The sequence below is a fragment of the Acetobacter conturbans genome, from assembly GCF_011516755.1.
GTDB lineage: Bacteria > Pseudomonadota > Alphaproteobacteria > Acetobacterales > Acetobacteraceae > Acetobacter > Acetobacter conturbans.
Window position 1 is genome coordinate 26,675 of sequence record NZ_WOSY01000018.1, and the last position, 18,184, is coordinate 44,858.

Consider the following 18,184-nt stretch of genomic DNA (forward strand, 5'->3'; position numbering starts at 1 on the left):
TTTTCAATTATCCAAAACATGGAAAGGATTTCCCCATGTCCTCTCATGTCTTTCACATTTTGGCCCAAAAAGGCAGCAACGTCATTACCGTCAGGGCAGACGACCCTATCGTGAGTGTCGCCAATACACTGGCGCAGCATAATATCGGCGGGGCACCTGTTCTTGGCCCTGATGAACAACTGATTGGCCTGGTATCGGAAAAAGGGATCGTTCATGCGTTATCCGAACACGGTGCTGACATATCCACCCTGACCGCAAAAGATATCATGACGAAGGATATGCCGACCGCAACACCCGATGACAGTATTTATGATATTGCCTGCCGCATGACGTATTCCCGCAATCGGCATGTCCCCGTTCTGGAAAACGGAAAGCTCGTCGGATTGGTCAGCATTGGAGATATCGTCAAACTACGCGCTGAAAATGCCGAACAGGAAGCACGTGAATTGCAGGATTACGTGACAGGCAGCGACCATGCTGCAGTCCAGCCTCCTCATGAAACGCCCCCCATGCAATGCGGAGAAAAGCAAAACTGACCTGCGTGTTTCTACAGATGACATGAAGTCCACATACCTCCACGAAGGGGGGAATGTAGTTCCCTGTGTCAAATACTGATAACCTTTATGCCTCCACCAATGTCGGATAATTGAGTTTTGCCTCAATCAAGTAATCGGATATTCTCGATGATGCATTTTCTGTAATTTTATTTCTTTTTCAGGACATTTCGTAGTCTGTATGGACACAGTCGATAATCGGGGGACAACAAAGGATTTTACGAATTTCCGCAGCAGCCGGATGGTATGCAAGGAACGCGTTACAACGAAGAACTGGACTTGTGACGGTTTTGTGCCAGCAGCCGATCTGGTCATTCCGTTCTTCAACTACAAATCGCACATTTTCATTGATCGGAAGTTCCGTCTGATCTGGGAATGGAAGACCACGGGTGCGGCAGCCAGACTGTGCGAAGGATTGCTCGACCGGAGCAATACGGCTTCTGATGTCTGGGCGGAGACGGCTTATCGTTCAAAGACGCATGAGGCCTCATGGAAAAACAGGACTTTGTCTCAAAAATCCATTTTAGGAAGCCACACCTCAAACCGATACTCCGGCACATCCAGAAGTCCAATGTCGGAAAGTCTGTCGTCGGTCTCGGGTAGAGCATGTCTTTGCCGACCAGAGACGATATGGATTGTGGACATGAATATGTAAGCGCAGCGGTCATATCTGGTTGCCACGCGTCGCCGGTCTTTGAGCTTTGCGAACTGTTTTCGATGAGATGTCGCTTCTTATACAGATGCCAGTCGTAAGGCGGCTTTGATTTTCTGTTCTTCTTCGGTGGAATGCAGGCGGTGATGTTTCGTTCTGCAAGCGACTGTCTGATCTTATTACTGTCGTATCCCCGGTCTCCGATGAGTTCTTCTGTCTCATCGGGAAGATCGTTCAGAAGCACGTCTGCGCCCTTAAAGTCACTGACCTGACCTGCTGTCAGATGGAGACAGACAGGACGGCCCTGACCATCGCATACAGCATGTAGTTTTGAATTCAGTCTGCCTTGTGTCCGTCCGATATGGCGGGGAAAATCCCCTTTTTAAGCAGCGACGCCGCTGTCCGGCGTGCCTTGAGATGTGTCGTGTCGATCATCAGGCGCTTTGAACGGCCAGCCTGTTCTGTCAGTGCAGTGAAAATCCGATCGAAAACACCCAGGCGGCTCCAGCGGATGAAGCGATTGTATAAGGTCTTGTGCGGGCTATACGCTTTCGGAGCATCTTTCCACTGCAGACCGTTGCGGATCACGTAAACGATCCCGCTCAGAATACGGCGATCATCCACGCGAGGAACGCCGTGCGACAGCGGAAAATACGGCTCAATCCGCTTCATCTGCGCTGCAGATAACAAAAACAGGTCACTCACAGGCTCACCTCCATCGGTAAGCCTGTGAATCACAACAGCACGCTCAGTTCAATGAATTAATAGGTCCTGAGCCTAGCAATCTATTCACTTCTATACGCGTCTTTTCCATTTCTTTATTATCGAGGTCACGAAGTGGCTTCCTTACACGGCCCCCGTCGAAACCCCGCATGTTCATTGCCGCTTTGACCGTTTGAGGTTGACCAAAACGACGGGCAAGCGCACGGAACTCGTACCATTGGCGATGAAGTTCGCTGGCTATGCGTGCATCCCCGCTTTCTATCGCACGGTAGCTTTTCTGAATTAGTTCTGGAAAAGCGCCACTGTTTGTTGAACTAATTCCATCGAAACCAGCGGCCATAGGCCCGAGGAAGGCAAGATCCGATGCGCAGAAGAGCCTGACTTTACCTTTCAGTCGGCCTGAGATCTGATCGATGCTTCCGGGTGAAAGATCGCCCTGTTTGAGTGCGACAATACCCTGAATGTCGGAAAGCTGCTCCAGAAGAGTGGGAGAAAGGGTGATGCCGGTACCCGGCGCGTTATAGATCAGTGCTCCCGTCTTGGAGATCGGAGCCATTTCACGGAAAAACTCCACGATCTGGTTATCCGTAACTTCTGAAACGTAGGGGGCCATGATCATCGGAATGCCGCCGAGGTCACCTGCAAGTTCAGTGAGTTCTCGCACAACACATGGATTGGAATGAGCCGTGCAGAGCATAACCGGCACCGTGTCGCCGACTGTTGCCATGACATGCCGGAATACGCTGGCTCGTTCATCGGTTGAGAGAGCGGGGAATTCCCCGTATGTTCCGCCTATAAGAAGACCGTTGAACCCTTGTTCTATGACACGTAGGGCATTGCGCGAAAGTCCTTCGAAATTAATGCTCCCATCGTCATTAAAGGGCGTCATGGTGATATTGAACAGGCCGTGTAGTCTGGCGCGGCTTTCTTCGATATTTTTCATTCTATTACCTGCTTTTTTGAGTTTCTGTTTATCAGACGTCGCAGAGTGTCATCTGCCTGTTGATCGTTCCCAGAACGTCGTATCCGGTTTCGGTCACGACGATTGATTCACTGACACCGACTGTGAACTGCCCATAGATCCGCAGCGCGGGAGGCAGATGGAAAGCCATTCCAGAGCGGAGTTCGGTTTTAACGCCGGCATAGAGGCTGAGAATGCTTCCCTCTCCCCAGTCCGGTGCAAAAGAGATCCCGATGCTGTAGCCACAACGTTTGCGGAAATTATCTGTGAATCCGGCTGCGTCTATCACCTTCTGGCAGGCGATGTGCGGCGCTTCGCAAGGCTGGCCCGGCCGGACAGCATCAAGGGCAGCAGCAAGAGCGTCCTGACAGACATTCATCATGTCCGTGACAATTTGAGGCGGAGTGCCTACCCATGCGGAACGCATGAGAGCTGCATGATAACGATCCCTGCATGCGGCCATTTCCAGGAAGGCACCTTCCCCTTTCGTGATACGACCTCTGCGCCATGTTCCGTGGGGAATGCCGCTTCTTTTTCCTGCTGATACGAGGGGCTCCATGCCCATGTATTCTGATCCCGCCCTGATGGCGTCGTGCATCATGGCGGCGACAAGATCGTTTTCGGTGTTTCCGTCTTTAACCTGAGCCAACCCGGCCTTTATCCCGGCATCGACATACCCGGCTGCAAGACGGAGTTTTTCGATTTCGGAAGGCGATTTTACCATTCTGAGGCGCTCGGTTATTCCGTCTGCGTCATAAAGTTCGCCAAGAACCGCAGCCATTTTCTCATAAACCGATACGGGGAAGAACCACCCCTTTTTCTCGACGCCGATTTTTCTGCCCGCCAGCCCCATTTTGCTGAGTAGTTTGCTGATGACGGACATCGGGTCTTCACCGTCAGTGAACGGATGAATGTCGATGAGGAAAGTGTTGGCGACGAGATTGAAATATTCAAGCTGTCGCACGACGAAAGCAGGTTCGCCTTGCGCAGGCAGGACAAGGCACTGGAAAGTATAATATCCGGGTGTCTGCTGACCTGTCAGATAATAAATATTCTCCGGACTGGTCACGAGCATGGCGTCCAGACCGGCTTTCTCCATGCCTTCGCGGGCTTTTGCCTGACGTTCGGCAAACTCCTCTTTGGTGAATGTGGCTTCCATTCCAGAAGTGACGTCATTTGTCATGTCATGCTCTCCCCGTAAGAGGTGATGTCCGGCTGATATCGAAGCTGATTCCAAGACCGGCCATGTGTGTGTCTGCGATCAGTATTTCGCCTTGGTCGTAATTCAGACCTATTGCTGGATCATCGCGGAGCCCATCGGCGCCGTACAGTTCGGCAAACCGGGGTCGTAAGGCGATTGAGGCCTGTAACGCTGCCGCAGTGGCTGCGCCGCCTTCATTCATCTGCCCGATCATCAGGTCTACACCGGCGTCGCTCAGCACTGCAGCGGCTTTCGCGAGTGCAGAAAGGCCGCCGAGTTTGACCAGCTTGAGATGCGCCATGAGTGGCAGGCCGGATTCGGCGAGTTTCAAACAGTCTTCGAACGAACTGAGGCTTTCATCGAGCATAACGGGAACAGGACTGTTCCGCGTCAGTTCCGGCAACTGGCCCCAGCATGCCGCGGGCAGCGGCTGTTCGATATATTCGAGATTGAATGCCGCGAGCCTATCGAGCGTATGAGACGCCTGGTCCAGTGACCATGCTCCATTGGCATCAGCCGCCAGATCGACATCATCATGGAACCTGTCACGTACCCATCTGAATTTTGCGATGTCCTCTTCCGGGTCGTTTCCGATCCGGATTTTGAGTGCCGTGAAACCTCTTTGTACGTAGGTTTCGCACCGTTTTCGGAAGGTTTCGATGTCACTGAAAAATAGGGTTTGATTCGTTTTGTATGATGTTCCTGTCCCTGAGCCCGTAAGAGCGCAGACAGAGATGTTTTTCCGGCGAGCAACGAGGTCATGGATGGCTATGTCCACCAGCATCCGCACGGAAGAAGGAAGGGTAGTGGGCAGGTTTTGTGTAAGAGCCATCAAACCTTCATCGTCTTTGGGAAAGATGACAGTTCTCAAAAATTCACTGGCGGCACAGATGATCGCCTCAGGGGAGTGCCCAGTCAGGTACTGAATGTTGAGGCGGACTTCTCCAAGACCCTGCACGGTTCCGTCATCGAGAATCAAATACAACTCATCAAGACTGCTGACAGCACCTGACGACGATGTGTGAACCGCCATGCCACTGCTGTAGTGCAGGTCAGATCTTCTGAGTGAAGCGCCGATCATTATGTGTTTGCCTGAACATTCGACGACGGCATCAGTCTGCGGACAATGCCCACATAGATTTTCACGGCGTTGGTCAGTTCCGGTATGGTGACGAATTCATCCGGTTTATGAGCATACGACAGGTCGCCTGGTCCGATTACGACGCCTGATGCTCCGGCCTCTCGGAAATGGACGAGATCACACGCGCCCTGAAAGCCGTATGGGCCCGGTTTGCTCACGCCACAGGCTTCTGCTTCCGTAAGGGATGCCTGAACGACGGCGTTATTTAGATCGGTTTGTGTCGCGCCGCCGGTCGTTGGTTTGTAAGCAGTCACACGTGCTTTAATTCCGTGGCTTTGTTCAAGGCCGCTCAGAAGATTGATGATATCTGCTTTAGCGCTTTCCTCGCATTCTCCAGGGACCAGTCGTCGGTCAAGTAGCAATTCGCATCGGTCAGGAACGACATTGTCTGCCTTTCCTCCAGATACGCGTGTAATGCAGAGGCTGGCGTTGCCGACTAGAGGATGTGTGATGCTGCGGATGACATCCTCGTGGTGTTTTTTCACGGCTCCGGTCACTATCGCGGCATCGTAGATAGCGTTTCTTCCGAGTTCCGGCGTTCCGGAATGAGCTGTGACGCCAGTGATCTCTACGACTGGGCGCAGACTGCCTTTATGCGCACTGAAAACGGTATTTGATGTGGGTTCACCCACAATGACATAGTCTATTTTGCCGCAGTCTCTGGCGTAGTGGCGCGCTCCGGCGCTTGCGACTTCTTCATCACCCACGAATACTGCGAGAAGTGTTCCGCTCCAGCTTTCAGGTGAAGCCATCAGGATACGGACGGCTTCCAACATGGAGGCTAGAGATCCCTTGCAGTCGCACGTCCCTCGTCCGAACAGGGTGTCACCTTCCTGGGTGAGGCTGAATGGATCTTTTGTCCAGCCGTCTCCTGCCGGAACAGTGTCAATATGGGTGTTGAGGGCGAACACTGGGCTGGCCCCATTGTGAAATTTCGCGACAACATTCGCTCGTCCCAGTGCATATTCGTCTATGAGGACGTCCATACCGGTTTTACGCAGAGCCTCTCCGATAAAAGGGGCAAGCGCCATTTCATTTCCTGGCGGATTTTCTGTATTGAGGGCGACCATGAATGAGAGATCGCTGATGATCTGATCTGTGGCGGGAATGATGTCAGACACGGGAAGGTAACTCCTCACTGTATTGTAGTTTCAGTTCCGGCATCGTTTTTGTGAGGAACCTGTGCAGGCGGTCAGGCACGTCACCAGAAAAAAAATGCTGTGCTGACAGATTCGCGATAACTGAGCCGTTTTCTATGAAGACAATCCGATCAGCCACACGCCGGGCGAAGCCGATGTCATGTGTGACGACGACTTTCGCCATGCTTTTAAGGGCGGCTGATCCGAATAATTTCTGAAGTTGTTCCGTGGCTTCTGGGTCTAGCGCTGATGTGGGTTCATCAAACAGCATAACGCGTGGTTGCATCACGAGAGCACGGACAATGGCGACACGCTGTTGCTGCCCCCCGGATAACTGATGGGGGTAACGGCCAGCGTGTTCTAACAGGCCAATTCCATCCAGTAATTCAGCCGCTCGTTCTGACATTCCATGTGCATACGCCCCTCCTGTAAGGCGCGGTGCGAGCAAAAGGTTGTCCCATACGGTCATGTGTTCAAACAGATCGTATCCTTGGAAGACCATTCCGATTTTGCGACGCACGGCGGGTGCAGCAGCGGAACTGTTCAGGATATCCTCTCCATCAAACAGGATGCGTCCTGAATCGGGCTTTTGTAGAAGATTGATGCAGCGCATCAGAGTTGATTTTCCCGAACCGGACGGTCCGAGAATGACGACGACCTCTCCTTCGGGTATCTTCAGGTCACACCCGTTGAGAATATGTTTTCCATCTATTGTGAGGCGGATGTCTTCGAGGGAGAGAACAGGTTTTGCGAGCATTATCGCACACTCTCCATCGCAGCCTGGGCGCGGTGTAATGCCTTTTCGGACGATGACTTGCCGGGCGCGAGGGACTGTTCCAGATAACGCTGCAGCAGCATGAACAGGGAGGTGAAGGCCAGATAATAGATTGCAGCGGCGCTCAGAGCTTCAATGTAGCGAAAGTTTGCGCTTGCGGCCTGATCTGCGGCAAGAAGCAGTTCCGGGACCGCGATTACTGAAACCAGCGCACTGCTTTTCAGCAGGCCGATGACCTGATTTCCAAGCATCGGAAGCGTGATCCGGAACGCCTGGGGTGCTGTGATACAGCGGAAAACACTCAGTGGAGAAAGACCGAGGGCCAGTCCCGCTGTTTTCTGTTCTGGTTTAACAGCATCCAAGCCGGAGCGTGCAATTTCGGCCATGTAGGCACCCTCATTGAGAGAAAGGGCGAGGACTGCGCTGGTGAGCGCGGCCAGTTTCAGTCCGAGCAGAGGCAGAACATTGTAGATGAACACGATTTGTAAAAGGACTGGAGTGCCTCGGAAAAGCCAGAGATAAATCATGACCGACAGACGGAAAAAGCCAAAGCGACCACCAGAAATCACGGCGAGGATAATCCCGATCAGTGATCCGACGATCAGCGAGGAAGTCGTCAGAAAAAGGGTGATTCCAGCGCCTTTGAGGAAGGGCGGCGAGACCAAATAATCGAGTGTCAACTTGACTGTAACCCACCAGTCTGAGGCTTTTCCTGATTCTTCGACGTCAGATACATCTTGACCTCGGTTCAGATGCCATTTCTTTATAAGTTGATCGAGCCTGCCGTCCTTCTTCAGTTCCTGCACTGCTTTAGTGAGGGACCCCCGAAGCTCTGGGTTGGTTTTGGCTACCGCCAGTCCGATTTGACCTTCAGTCCCGAACGGCCTCCCAGCTACTCTGTAGCGACCGGGAACTTCCTGCATCAACACTGCTGCGCCGAACTGCGAAGTAAATGCAGCGTCAGTTCTCTCCTGAAGCAGATTGAGAGCCGTATTCTGTGCTGTGGGATAAGGAAGGATGATGAGAGCCGGCTTCTTGTTCTGCAGACAGTTTTCCGTGGCTTTATCGGCATCCCGCATTTCGATGCCGCCAAGTGTTACGCCAACACGTAGGCCGCAAAGACTGAGGTCATATCCCGTGACGGGTAGGCGGCTGTCGCGCGGGACAAGGACGACACTGCTGATTGAAAGGTAGGGGACGAAGTCGACAACTCCCTCCCGCTCCGGACTGAGGTACATCGCGGAATTTATGACGTCTATTCTGTGTCCGATGAGGGCGGGAATGAGCCCTCCGAACTCCATATTAACCGGAGAGGACGCAAGGTGCATTCTGCTGGCGACTTCGGCAGCAAGATCAATGTCAAATCCAACGAGAGAGCCGTCTTTGACGAATTCGAAAGGGGGAAATGTGGCGGCTGTACCGTAAGTCAGATAACCTGCCGTTACGGTGCCCGCTATGGCATTATGATTTTCAGCGTCTGCGTTCTGAGCATGGGCTAGGCATGGTAAAGTCAGAAGCAAAGCCAGTAAGCTGATAAGGCGCATAACGATCCTGAACAGCCTGAAAGAGACATAATTGTCTTTTTCGGTACAAAAAATACAAAGCAAGACTGCTTCTTTGTGTCAAGAACGAAATGATCTTCTGCGTCATATTGTCACGATTCGGGAATGTCTTTTTCTTCGATCAGCAGGTTCGCTGCGTTGAGGGCCAGATCCAGATGGAGACCCAAAAGCCGGGAGGCTTCTGCAATGGAGTTGCCCGCAAGGGCATCCATGATGGCGATATGTTCCTGACACCACAGATGGACTCGGGTACGGTTTGTGTAGCTTCCGTATTCAAGAAGGCGCCTCAACCGGCTTTGTTGGCGCATAGTCTGAATGACGAATGTATTATGAGAAAACTCCGCAATCATTTCGTGAAAACGGCTATCAGCGTCGAATAGAAATCTTGGGGGGATGGAGTCGATATCAGGGTGGGTTGCGATGTGATTGTGGAGCCTCATCGTCTCTTCTAGAACGGCTTCATCAACCCGGAATGTGGGCAGTAGGATGGCCTGGGGCTCAAAGAGGCGCCTGAATCTGAAGCTCTCTTCGAGGGCTGCGCCGCTGTCCAAGGCCGGCGCGAATGACCACGTTCTGGTCCCTTTGCTTTGTAGGAGGCCATCGTCGCACATGCGGCGCAGTGTCTGTATCATGACTGTGCGTTCCGCGTTGTACAGACGGCTGACGTCCTGCTGGGAAAAATCGTTGCCGATCCGGCCTGCGAGGCGATCTCGTACGAGGTTTTTGTAGAGATCCTGATCGGGGGTGGGAGGGGCTTCGAGAACGAAATCTTCAATGGTTTCTAGATTCGCTCTTAGAAAATATCCTTGGTTTTTTCTCGAAACGAGGATGCCCCGAGATTCCAGAAGTTTAAGCGCGTTGCGAACAGGTGTTCTGGAAAGTCCCAGTTGGTCGCCGAGCCATTGTTCCCCAACATGGAAGTCCGGCGCAGCATTTTCCCGACGCAAAAGAGCAAGTATGCTGTTTGCGGTCGCAAACTGACGATGAGTGCTGTTTCGTACAGGACGAATAGAAGACGTATTCAGTGTCATTCTCCACGGCAATCTGATACTGGCCTGCAACTTCGGCGATTAAAAAAATATAACGCGAGATTGCCGTGGATTACAATTATTTGAAAGCCATGTTGCGTCAGGATGTACAGGCCTCTGTTATGCGCCTGCAGGTATCCTTCAGTTCTTCCGTATTGATTGCGTAGGCGATCCGAATGTGGTTGGGCGTGCCGAATGCCGATCCCGGCACAACGGCTGCACGGGCATTTTCAATCAGCCATGAAGCCAGTTCGATATCAGTTGAGATGCCTTTCCCCTTGCCTGTCGTGCTGATCCATTCCGACACGTCAGCGAAAACATAAAAAGCGCCGTCCGGTCGTCTTGCTTTGAAACCAGCGATGGCAGCAATCATATCCAGAACGATTTCAAGTCGCGTTTCGAGCGTGCTGATCCATGAGGTGAGAAAAGCGGGAGGCGTGTTTAAGGCCGCCACAGCCGCTGCCTGGCTGATGCTGCTAGCATTGGAGGTGCTTTGAGACTGGAGGATGTCGAGTGCACGGATCAGCCAGCGTGGACCAGCCGCATAACCCAGACGCCAACCGGTCATTGCGTGGCTTTTGGATACGCCGTTGACTGTAAGCAGCCTATCACGAAAGTCCGGCCGGATCTGAAGCGGTGTCGCAAACGGCATGCTGAAGCGCAGCGGTTCATAGATATCGTCCGCGAGGATGAGGATGTCTGGTCTGGATTCCAGGACTGAGAGTAGGGCGGAGAGATCTTCCTTCGTATAGATTGAACCTGTCGGATTGCCCGGCGAATTCAGGACAAGCCATCGTGTTCTGGGTGTAATGGCGGTCCGCAGTTTTTCGGCAGTCAACTTCCAGCCATTGCCTGCTGTAGTCTCGGCCGCGACTGGTCTGGCACCATTCAGCCGGATCATGTCAGGATAAGAAACCCAGTATGGTGCAGGGAGGATAACCTCATCATCAGCTTCAAGCGTAGCAAGAAACGCATTGAAGATAATTTGCTTTGCCCCATTGGAAGCGATGATCTCTTCAGGAGAGAATTCGAGATCATTATCGCGTTTGAATTTATCGATAATGGCCGCTTTAAGTGTGAGAGTGCCTGTTACGGATGTATATTTTGTTTCGTGACGGGCAATAGCCTGCCGGGCGGCCTCGGCCACATGTTCGGGTGTGGCGAAGTCCAATTCTCCTTCCCCGAGGTTGGTGACCTTCATTCCAGAGACTTCACATTCACGGACTCGATCCGAGACTGCCGCTGTAGGTGAGGTTCCGACACGGCCCATTCTCTGCGCAAGACGCCCGACGGCACTCTCAGTGGTGATTTTGGTAGTCAAGTTCTTTCTCCGTGGCTCCAACTCGTTAGGCACGCATCGCTCGGACGTAAGCCGTCGCGGATGATACATTGTATTTTTTGTATCAACTAGAGCAATTAATGCTGGCGTTTCGTTACGAATCCGGATTATATGATTTTCAAGTGTCAGGGCCCGGGAGGCTCTTCTCATGTAATAATCGCGCAGGCAGGTCTGATGACTCTTCTTATTGTTGAAGCAGACAACATCAATGATGCCTATCTTTCAGCATCCTGTGCTGCATATGCGTTAGGAATGCCATCGCATTTTGCTGTGTCGGCAACTGTTGAGGAGCATCTTGGTTCGGAAGGGAGAGAATTTCCGACCAATGACGGTCACCTGATTAATGCCGGTTATTTCTGGATCGATAGGATCTGCGGTGCTGGAAAGGCGGGTCGGCCTCTAAGTGATGGAGAGATTATCGATCTTGCAACACAGGAGGACTGTCTGATTGCTCCCGCTCCGCACGGGATGAGTGCCTGGTGTAGAAATTTGGAATATCAGGCGAAAGAGAAAGATATAGAAGTCAGCCACGCAGTATCCATCAAACGAGGATCGGAAGTCTTTCTTCGCTTTGACGACGGTTCTGAGTATTACTCCGGTTTTATTGATCGTAACGGCCGTTTCAATCCTGAAACTGCTCCATCGGATCGGATCGGACTGCCAGTCCTGCGGATCGGCATCGTAGGGACGGTGGAGCACCACAGTTACGTCAACGTGGCGGCACTAACGTCTCTGTCTGATGCTGCGGAACAGGCCGCGTATGACCTTGATATCCGCTTTATCTCGGAATCTGAGGCTGATCTGTCGGGGGTTCTGTCTGAAGTGTACGGAATACTGCTTCCGGGAGGGGATGCTATCAACGCACCGCTACAGATCAAAATCGCTGGGGAGGCGCGACGTCTGGGCAAGCCGGTCGTCGGTTTATGTTTGGGCATGCAGAGCATGGTGACTGCGTTCGCCAGGTCCTGTGAAGGGCTTGCCGATGCGACGCTTGCAGAACTGAATTCTGACTCTAACTGTATTAGTTTTGAGCCAGTCTACTCTTCTGATGGTGTACAAATTCACACGATCGGACCAGCAGGGTTCCATTTTATCAAAGATACAAAACTTTCGGGTCTTTTCGATCCGCATCCAGAAGTAAGAGTCAATCATCGCTACAGCTTGTCCGGTAATATGCGTCCCGTACTGGAAAAATCCGGACTGTTTATAAGTGCTGTTCGAAATGATGACGGCATAGTGGAAGTCATTGAACTGCCTCAGGGTAGTTTCTTCTGCGGGATGCAGGGCCACCCGGAATTCAGTTCAAAGCCGGGTAACCCCCATCCACTTCTGCAGAGCTTTCTGGCGGAAGCCGCTTTCTGCTCATCTGTAAACTAGGGTGTAATCATGGATCTTAATCTGAAAAACAAGCGTGCGCTTGTTATGGGCTCCAGTCGAGGACTTGGAAATGCCTGCGCTCTATCCCTCGCCCAGGAAGGAGTGAATGTTATTCTTACGGGCCGGACCGAGGATGCGCTCGCAGCATCATGCAAAGAGATCATAAGCTCTGGCGGGAGTGCAGAATATCGCGTTGTTGACTTTGGGAATGTCCTCAGGATTTCACAAGATCTAGCCGATCTTGGGGATGTGGACATTGTTGTCACGAACTGCGGTGGTCCTCCCGCGGGCCCGGTTGCAGGACTGACGGATGAAAGCATTGAAAAATGCTTTGAGTCTATGGTCCGAGTGCCTCTTGCAGTTGTCGGCATGTTTCTTCCGGGAATGCGGGAAAGGAAATTTGGCCGCATCATAAACATCGCCTCATCTGGGGTGATCCAACCCATCGCCAATCTGGGTCTGTCAAATATGCTTAGACCGGCGTTGGTCGGATGGGCAAAGACGATGGCGTCGGAAGTCGCCTCTGATGGTGTAACGGTCAATACCGTTGTTCCGGGACGAATTCATACTCAGCGTGTCGATCAGCTTGATATGGCCGCGGCAGCCCGACAGGGAAAGTCCGTTGATGAAGTCTCGGCGGCTTCACGGGCGCGCATTCCCATGCAGCGTTACGGTGAGCCTTCTGAATTTGCTGACATGGTTACGTTCCTGAGTAGTCCGAAAGCCGGATACGTCACTGGCAGTCTGGTTCGTGTTGACGGCGGCCTGATCGCTTCAGTCTGATTCCTACGTCCGACTTCATTGTTGCAGATGATTGGATTACCCAAATAATGCGCACATTCTCTATACTCCTTGGCACCACGACCGTCCTTTCAATGATTGCGCCTCCATTGTCGGCAGCAACCCCTCACAAAACAAATGCTCATACACCTGACAAGACCCAGGTTGCGGCAACACCAAAGAAATCTCGACTGTCGTCGTTACAGTCCAAAAAGGGTGAAACACTCTCTGTTGTTGTTCGCCGGATTTCACACGGCACGCAGACTACTGTTTCCCAGTCACTGATTGCTCAGGGTATCCCTGGCGCCAATCCCATGAAGGCCCTGGGTCTGGCGCCAGGCATTATGTTCAACTCAAATGATTCCATGGGTATCGATAATTATGCTGCCCAGATCTACATGCATGGTTTCCAGCAACAGGAAATCGGCATGACATTGGACGATATGCCTCTGGGGGAGATGACATATCGGAACTACAATGGCCTTAACCCGTTACAGGCGATTTCTTCCGAAAACATCGCACGGATTGATGTGTCGCAGTCTGCTGGTGCGGAAAGTATCGCTGCGACAAACAATCTCGGTGGTTCTTTTGAGTATGTCTCGATTGATCCTAAAGACAAGATGGGTGGAACTGTTGCGCAGTCATTTGGCAGCAACAGTGCTTTCCACACGTTTATTCGGCTTGATAGTGGAAAACTGAATAAGACTGGCACGAAATTCTTTGCATCGTATTCCAGAAGCGACCAGGGATTTTGGGGTAATGGGGGAGGTAATCTTTTCCTTCAGCAGGTCAATGCGAAGCTTGTTCAGCCCATCGGAAACGATAGTAAGATCACGGCTTATTTCGACTGGTCGGATCTGCATGAATATAGTCGTCAAGACTATTCTTTCGATATGCTGGATAAATTAGGCTATACATCCAGCAACTATTATAATGGCAAAGCGAGTGGCTATTACGCCGCGTACAAAGCTGCCGAAGGAATTTATCCCGCTGGCTATAATCGTCTAAAAGACCCGGCTGATGCATCCGTCTATGATGCTGGCACCAATGTCGTGGACTATTTTGGGGGTATCAAAGCCGATCTGAAGCTGACGGACCGTCTCCGCTGGATAACGACGGCATATGGTCATGGTGAAGACTCACAAACGACATGGTCTTCTCCTTTTTTCCCATCTCCAAATGGCGCTCCGATGTCCGAGGTGGTCAAAGAGCCCGCTATCGAACGTTTCGGCATACTTTCTGCTCTTCACTACAATGTTGCCCGTAACCAGATTGGTGCCGGTGTATGGTACGAAAATGACTCTTATCAGTCAGCTATGAACGCATATGAGCAGCCTGCGATTGTGAATGGCGTCTTGACTGGTTCCCTTCGTAGTGGCGTCTCCAAATGGAGCGACCCTTTTGCGCGAATTTTCAATCAGGATTATAACACGAATAGTTTCACCGCTTTTGTCCAAGATACTTATTCCCCAGTAAAAAATCTATATCTGCACTTTGGATTCAAATCCATTCTGGATACCTCACGAGTTGGTAACGGATATATAAATCCGGCTTATTATGGAAATGTTGGTGCTATCGCCAGTGGTGACAGTCTGACAGTTGCAAAGCCTTTCCTGCCTCATATCAGCGCAAACTGGAAATTCCTCAAGAATCATGAATTGTTTTTCGATATTTCGGAAAGCGTTCACACATACGCTGAATCAGGTTACAAACTCTCAAGCTCTCCCTTTGCGGTTCTCCAGTCATCTTTTAATGCTTCCCGGAATAATATTCATCCTGAAACTGCATGGACTTACGCCGTTGGGTATCGTTACAACTCACCGATGATTTCCGGAACAGTATATGCTTACCGGACAAATTTCGAAAATCGTCTGCAGCAGATCACCTCGGGATCACTGATTAACCCACAATCCGTCGTCGCAAATGTGGGAGGCGTCACAATGAATGGGGTTGATGCTGGCCTCACCATCCGACCGATTAAAGGACTCGAAATTTACAATACAATAAGTTATAATCATGCAACATATGATAATAACATTACAAGCGGTCAGGTGACCTATGGCACGCAGGGCGTTCAGGTCGTAAATTTCCCTCGCTTTATGTATAAATCGCGGATGTCCTACCAGTGGCGCAATGCATCGGTCTATATCGATGCTTCCTATATTGGTGAAAGAAACTTTTCGTACACAGGAGATGTAAAAGTTCCTGGGTACTGGATCACCAACCTCGGCGCGCAATACAAAATCACAGATTTTGGCAAAGGCAGCCGCTTCTCCAACTTTGTTCAAGACATTGTCTTTTCACTTAATGTCAATAACCTGACAAACACGAAGTATATCTCGACCATGGGGGAAGCAGGCAACCCAATGAGCATTGCCAGTGGCGCCATGACGTATCAGGGCTTTGAGCTGGGTGCTCCTCGTATGTATTACGGCGGGGTTAAGATGGATTTTTAAACTCAAGACCGGCTTTATGAAATTTCAGTCGCTGTATGCAACAAGGGCAGTAGCAAAGAGGCACCTAACTTGTAGGGTTCGAAAAAACCCTGGTTTTAATTGGTGCTCTGTGATGCCATCTTTCCTGCGTTGATGGAGGGATGATGTTGTGAAACAGCCGGGATTTTTTGATGTTGAGGATCGCCAGGCCCGACTGAGCGGGCTTGGCGACTAGCTCGAACCCTTCTCCGGGACTGTAGATTTTGAGGTCTTTCGGCTTAATCTGGAGAAGGCCCTAGCCCACTCGGACGGGAGCAAAGACAGTCGTCCACCGCTTGACCCAGTGCTGATATTCAAAATCCTGACCCTGAACAACCTCTCCGATGAGCGGACGGAATACCTGATTAACGATCCTCTATCCTTCATGCGTTTTCTGGGCTGGGTCTATCGGACCGTCTGCCTAACGCCAAGACGATCTGGCTGTTTCGCCAACGCCTGACACAGACTACGTTGCGGTGTCCGGTCAGATTCTGGACGCCACCCTGGTTGCGGCTCCAAAGCAGTCCAGCACCAATGTTGAGAAGGCTGACCTCCGGGGGCCGTATCCCGAAGAATGGAAAGACAGACTGGCATGCCCGCTGGACACTGAAATTCACAAAGGTGAAGCCACAGGACGACGGTAGCGTGCCGGCAACCGATCTCGCCATTCCGTTCTTTGGCTACAAATCCCATGTCTCCATCGACCGGAAGTTCAAGCTGATCCGCAAATGGAAGACCACGGATGCCGCGGCCACTGACGACGCCAGATTGCGTGAAGGGCGGTTCGACCGGAGCAACACAGCGCCTGATGTCTGGGCCGATACCGCCTATCGGTCAAAAGCCAAGGGGGCGCTCATGGAAAAGCAGGGCTTTGTTTCAAAGGTCCACAGGAAAAAGCCGCATCTCAAACGCATTCCCCAGCATATCCAGAGATGCAATGAAGGAAAGTCGATGATCCGTTCGCGTGTCGAGCACGTTTTTGCCGATCAAAAATCACAAATGGGGCTATTCATCCGCTCTATCGGGATCACGCTGGCCACCATGAGGATCGGGCCGTCCAATATCGTCTACAATATGCGCTGCCTCCTGTTCCTCGAAAGGACCAGTGCAGCCTGCATAGCTCTTGAAGGGTACAGGGGCGCCCACTCCACCTGCGAAAGCAGAGTGGAAACACCCGGAAGAACTATTTATCATCGTCTGACAAATCAGAAATCAGATTGCCAGGACATCAATAAACCGTTCTTCTCTCCTCCCCTGTTTTCGGAATGATGTTATCATGATCTGGACAGCGCGCGGAGCGCGCCACATCAGGGATCAGCGGCTCCGATTTTACGGATGCAGAATTCCACCGGCACTGTCCGGACGCCCGCGAGCTGGCCTGCCAGGATCGGCGCGATTTCAGTGTGGCCGTGGGCAGTCCCCGAAGGTTGGGGCGGCTATGCCGCCACCCTTTCGCTGCGTGATGGCCAGCCACCAGATGGCTGTCGCTGCATGATCGGGGTCCAGTTCCATGCGCAGTCAGTCGCGGCCAAGATGCTGAGCCGCCGTCAGGGAAGCCAGCATCCTGGCTGCGGCCCGGGAAACCGATCACACACATTACCGAAATCCAGGGATGGCTTCGCGATCTTAGCCTCTCTCAGATATGATGTTTGGATTGCTGCGAACGACCGGGGTCGCAACTGGCAGGACGGAAAACTGGGCGATGGCTGCCTCACGACCCTGCCGAACTTTACAGGCACCACGCAGGGCGCTGAATCTGTACGCCTGATTGATGTGCTCTGGCTGGATAAAGACACTCGCAGGATTGTCGCGGCATTCGAAGTCGAACATTCAACCACGATCTATTCCGGGATCGTCCGCATGCTGGATCTGGCACTCGGAGTTGAAGCTCATGCGTTGGAGGGCCTTTTTCTTGTCGCCCCGGACAAGCGGGGAACCGAGGTCCGCGAACAAATTCGACGTCCGGCATTCAGTCGCATCACCGATCTTAAAGTGCGCTACCTGCCTTATGGTGCCCTTGAAAAAAATCGCGGTGTAATCGCCAAATTTGGCCATGGATTAAAGCCGATTCATGCGATCTCCCATCTTCTGACACCTGCTTAGAAGTCAGCCCACGACATGCATGAAAGCCGATCGCAAATCTGGCATCGAATGGTAATTTTCTGCTTTGTACGAATAACCGGAATGATCGGCGAAGTGCGCTGATATCATTGTCCTCTACAGCCCCGGAAAGACTCGCAGATATCGCTGCTGCTGTTGCAGCAATCAATGCCAAAAGTCACATGCATCTATCGGCGGAAAACAGTGAACTAGGCTCAGGCCTCATTCTTTGAGATAGAAGATGAACTTGCGGCGATATGGATTGCGGACATGAAGGTATGAGCGCAGCGGTCATATCGGGTTGCGACCCGTCGCCAGTCTTTCAGCTTTGCGAACATGTTTTCAATAAGAGGGCGCTTTTTGTAGAGATGCCAGTCG

General features: G+C 51.8%; 13 protein-coding genes and 3 pseudogenes. 7 read left to right on the plus strand and 9 right to left on the minus strand.

Annotated elements, in window-relative coordinates; all coding sequences use genetic code 11:
• The first annotated feature begins 35 nt into the window (after positions 1 to 35).
• Both GOB81_RS14290 and GOB81_RS14295 read left to right on the plus strand, forming a co-directional pair.
• Positions 36 to 536, plus strand: a complete 501-nt coding sequence (locus GOB81_RS14290) for a CBS domain-containing protein (protein WP_173571107.1) — start codon at positions 36 to 38, stop codon at positions 534 to 536.
• Positions 537 to 837: 301 nt separating this feature from the next.
• Positions 838 to 1,180, plus strand: a pseudogene (locus GOB81_RS14295) (IS5/IS1182 family transposase); the annotation flags it as partial.
• On the opposite strand, the pseudogene GOB81_RS14300 reads toward GOB81_RS14295, so the two are convergent.
• The 9 genes and pseudogenes from GOB81_RS14300 to GOB81_RS14340 all read right to left on the minus strand — a co-directional run.
• Positions 1,176 to 1,911 (minus strand): annotated as a pseudogene (locus GOB81_RS14300) (IS5 family transposase); the annotation flags it as partial. The pseudogenes GOB81_RS14295 and GOB81_RS14300 overlap by 5 nt on opposite strands.
• A gap of 43 nt (positions 1,912 to 1,954) precedes the next feature.
• Positions 1,955 to 2,872, minus strand: a complete 918-nt coding sequence (locus tag GOB81_RS14305; protein WP_173571108.1) for a dihydrodipicolinate synthase family protein — start codon at positions 2,870 to 2,872, stop codon at positions 1,955 to 1,957.
• A 31-nt stretch (positions 2,873 to 2,903) separates the two neighbouring features.
• Complete coding sequence (locus GOB81_RS14310; protein ID WP_173571109.1) at positions 2,904 to 4,073, minus strand: M24 family metallopeptidase; 1,170 nt, start codon at positions 4,071 to 4,073, stop codon at positions 2,904 to 2,906.
• 1 nt (position 4,074) lies between these two features.
• On the minus strand, positions 4,075 to 5,172 hold the full coding sequence (locus GOB81_RS14315; protein WP_173571110.1) for a mandelate racemase/muconate lactonizing enzyme family protein: 1,098 nt from the start codon (positions 5,170 to 5,172) through the stop codon (positions 4,075 to 4,077).
• Positions 5,172 to 6,353, minus strand: a complete 1,182-nt coding sequence (locus tag GOB81_RS14320) for an ArgE/DapE family deacylase (RefSeq protein WP_198912125.1) — start codon at positions 6,351 to 6,353, stop codon at positions 5,172 to 5,174. Before GOB81_RS14320 ends, GOB81_RS14315 begins: the two co-directional genes overlap by 1 nt.
• Positions 6,346 to 7,128: an amino acid ABC transporter ATP-binding protein gene (locus GOB81_RS14325; protein ID WP_173571111.1), complete on the minus strand. Its 783-nt coding sequence runs from the start codon at positions 7,126 to 7,128 to the stop codon at positions 6,346 to 6,348. The genes GOB81_RS14320 and GOB81_RS14325 overlap by 8 nt, the downstream gene beginning before the upstream one ends.
• Complete coding sequence (locus GOB81_RS14330) at positions 7,128 to 8,753, minus strand: ABC transporter permease subunit (RefSeq protein WP_173571112.1); 1,626 nt, start codon at positions 8,751 to 8,753, stop codon at positions 7,128 to 7,130. Before GOB81_RS14330 ends, GOB81_RS14325 begins: the two co-directional genes overlap by 1 nt.
• Positions 8,754 to 8,800: 47 nt before the next feature.
• A complete protein-coding gene (locus tag GOB81_RS14335; protein WP_173571113.1) occupies positions 8,801 to 9,739 on the minus strand; it encodes a GntR family transcriptional regulator in 939 nt (312 codons plus the stop codon).
• Between the two features lie 97 nt (positions 9,740 to 9,836).
• A complete protein-coding gene (locus GOB81_RS14340) occupies positions 9,837 to 11,057 on the minus strand; it encodes a pyridoxal phosphate-dependent aminotransferase (RefSeq protein ID WP_198912126.1) in 1,221 nt (406 codons plus the stop codon).
• A gap of 192 nt (positions 11,058 to 11,249) precedes the next feature.
• On the opposite strand from GOB81_RS14340, the gene GOB81_RS14345 reads away from it, so the two are divergent.
• The 5 genes and pseudogenes from GOB81_RS14345 (at position 11,250) to GOB81_RS14365 (ending at position 17,809) form a co-directional block, all read left to right on the plus strand.
• Entirely contained in the window at positions 11,250 to 12,452 is a 1,203-nt protein-coding gene (locus GOB81_RS14345) for a glutamine amidotransferase-related protein (RefSeq protein ID WP_173571114.1), read from the plus strand.
• A 9-nt stretch (positions 12,453 to 12,461) separates the two neighbouring features.
• Complete coding sequence (locus GOB81_RS14350; protein WP_173571115.1) at positions 12,462 to 13,235, plus strand: SDR family oxidoreductase; 774 nt, start codon at positions 12,462 to 12,464, stop codon at positions 13,233 to 13,235.
• A gap of 47 nt (positions 13,236 to 13,282) precedes the next feature.
• The gene (locus GOB81_RS14355) at positions 13,283 to 15,688 is read left to right on the plus strand and encodes a TonB-dependent receptor (RefSeq protein ID WP_173571116.1); all 2,406 of its coding nucleotides are present in this window, start codon (positions 13,283 to 13,285) and stop codon (positions 15,686 to 15,688) included.
• A 148-nt stretch (positions 15,689 to 15,836) separates the two neighbouring features.
• A pseudogene (locus tag GOB81_RS14360) lies at positions 15,837 to 16,783 on the plus strand (transposase); the annotation flags it as partial.
• Between the two features lie 258 nt (positions 16,784 to 17,041).
• Positions 17,042 to 17,809, plus strand: coding sequence for a hypothetical protein (locus GOB81_RS14365; protein ID WP_242010300.1), 768 nt, complete (start codon positions 17,042 to 17,044; stop codon positions 17,807 to 17,809).
• Positions 17,810 to 18,184 lie beyond the last annotated feature (375 nt).

Excerpts from the sequence above, each read along its gene's own strand:
- GOB81_RS14325 (WP_173571111.1), bottom strand. The coding sequence starts at position 7,128 with ATGCTCGCAAAACCTGTTCTCTCCCTCGAAGACATCCGCCTCACAATA.
- GOB81_RS14350 (WP_173571115.1), top strand. The coding sequence starts at position 12,462 with ATGGATCTTAATCTGAAAAACAAGCGTGCGCTTGTTATGGGCTCCAGT.
- GOB81_RS14345 (WP_173571114.1), top strand. The coding sequence starts at position 11,250 with ATGACTCTTCTTATTGTTGAAGCAGACAACATCAATGATGCCTATCTT.
- GOB81_RS14305 (WP_173571108.1), bottom strand. The coding sequence starts at position 2,872 with ATGAAAAATATCGAAGAAAGCCGCGCCAGACTACACGGCCTGTTCAAT.
- GOB81_RS14290 (WP_173571107.1), top strand. The coding sequence starts at position 36 with ATGTCCTCTCATGTCTTTCACATTTTGGCCCAAAAAGGCAGCAACGTC.
- GOB81_RS14315 (WP_173571110.1), bottom strand. The coding sequence starts at position 5,172 with ATGATCGGCGCTTCACTCAGAAGATCTGACCTGCACTACAGCAGTGGC.
- GOB81_RS14335 (WP_173571113.1), bottom strand. The coding sequence starts at position 9,739 with ATGACACTGAATACGTCTTCTATTCGTCCTGTACGAAACAGCACTCAT.
- GOB81_RS14310 (WP_173571109.1), bottom strand. The coding sequence starts at position 4,073 with ATGACAAATGACGTCACTTCTGGAATGGAAGCCACATTCACCAAAGAG.
- GOB81_RS14355 (WP_173571116.1), top strand. The coding sequence starts at position 13,283 with ATGCGCACATTCTCTATACTCCTTGGCACCACGACCGTCCTTTCAATG.
- GOB81_RS14365 (WP_242010300.1), top strand. The coding sequence starts at position 17,042 with ATGCAGAATTCCACCGGCACTGTCCGGACGCCCGCGAGCTGGCCTGCC.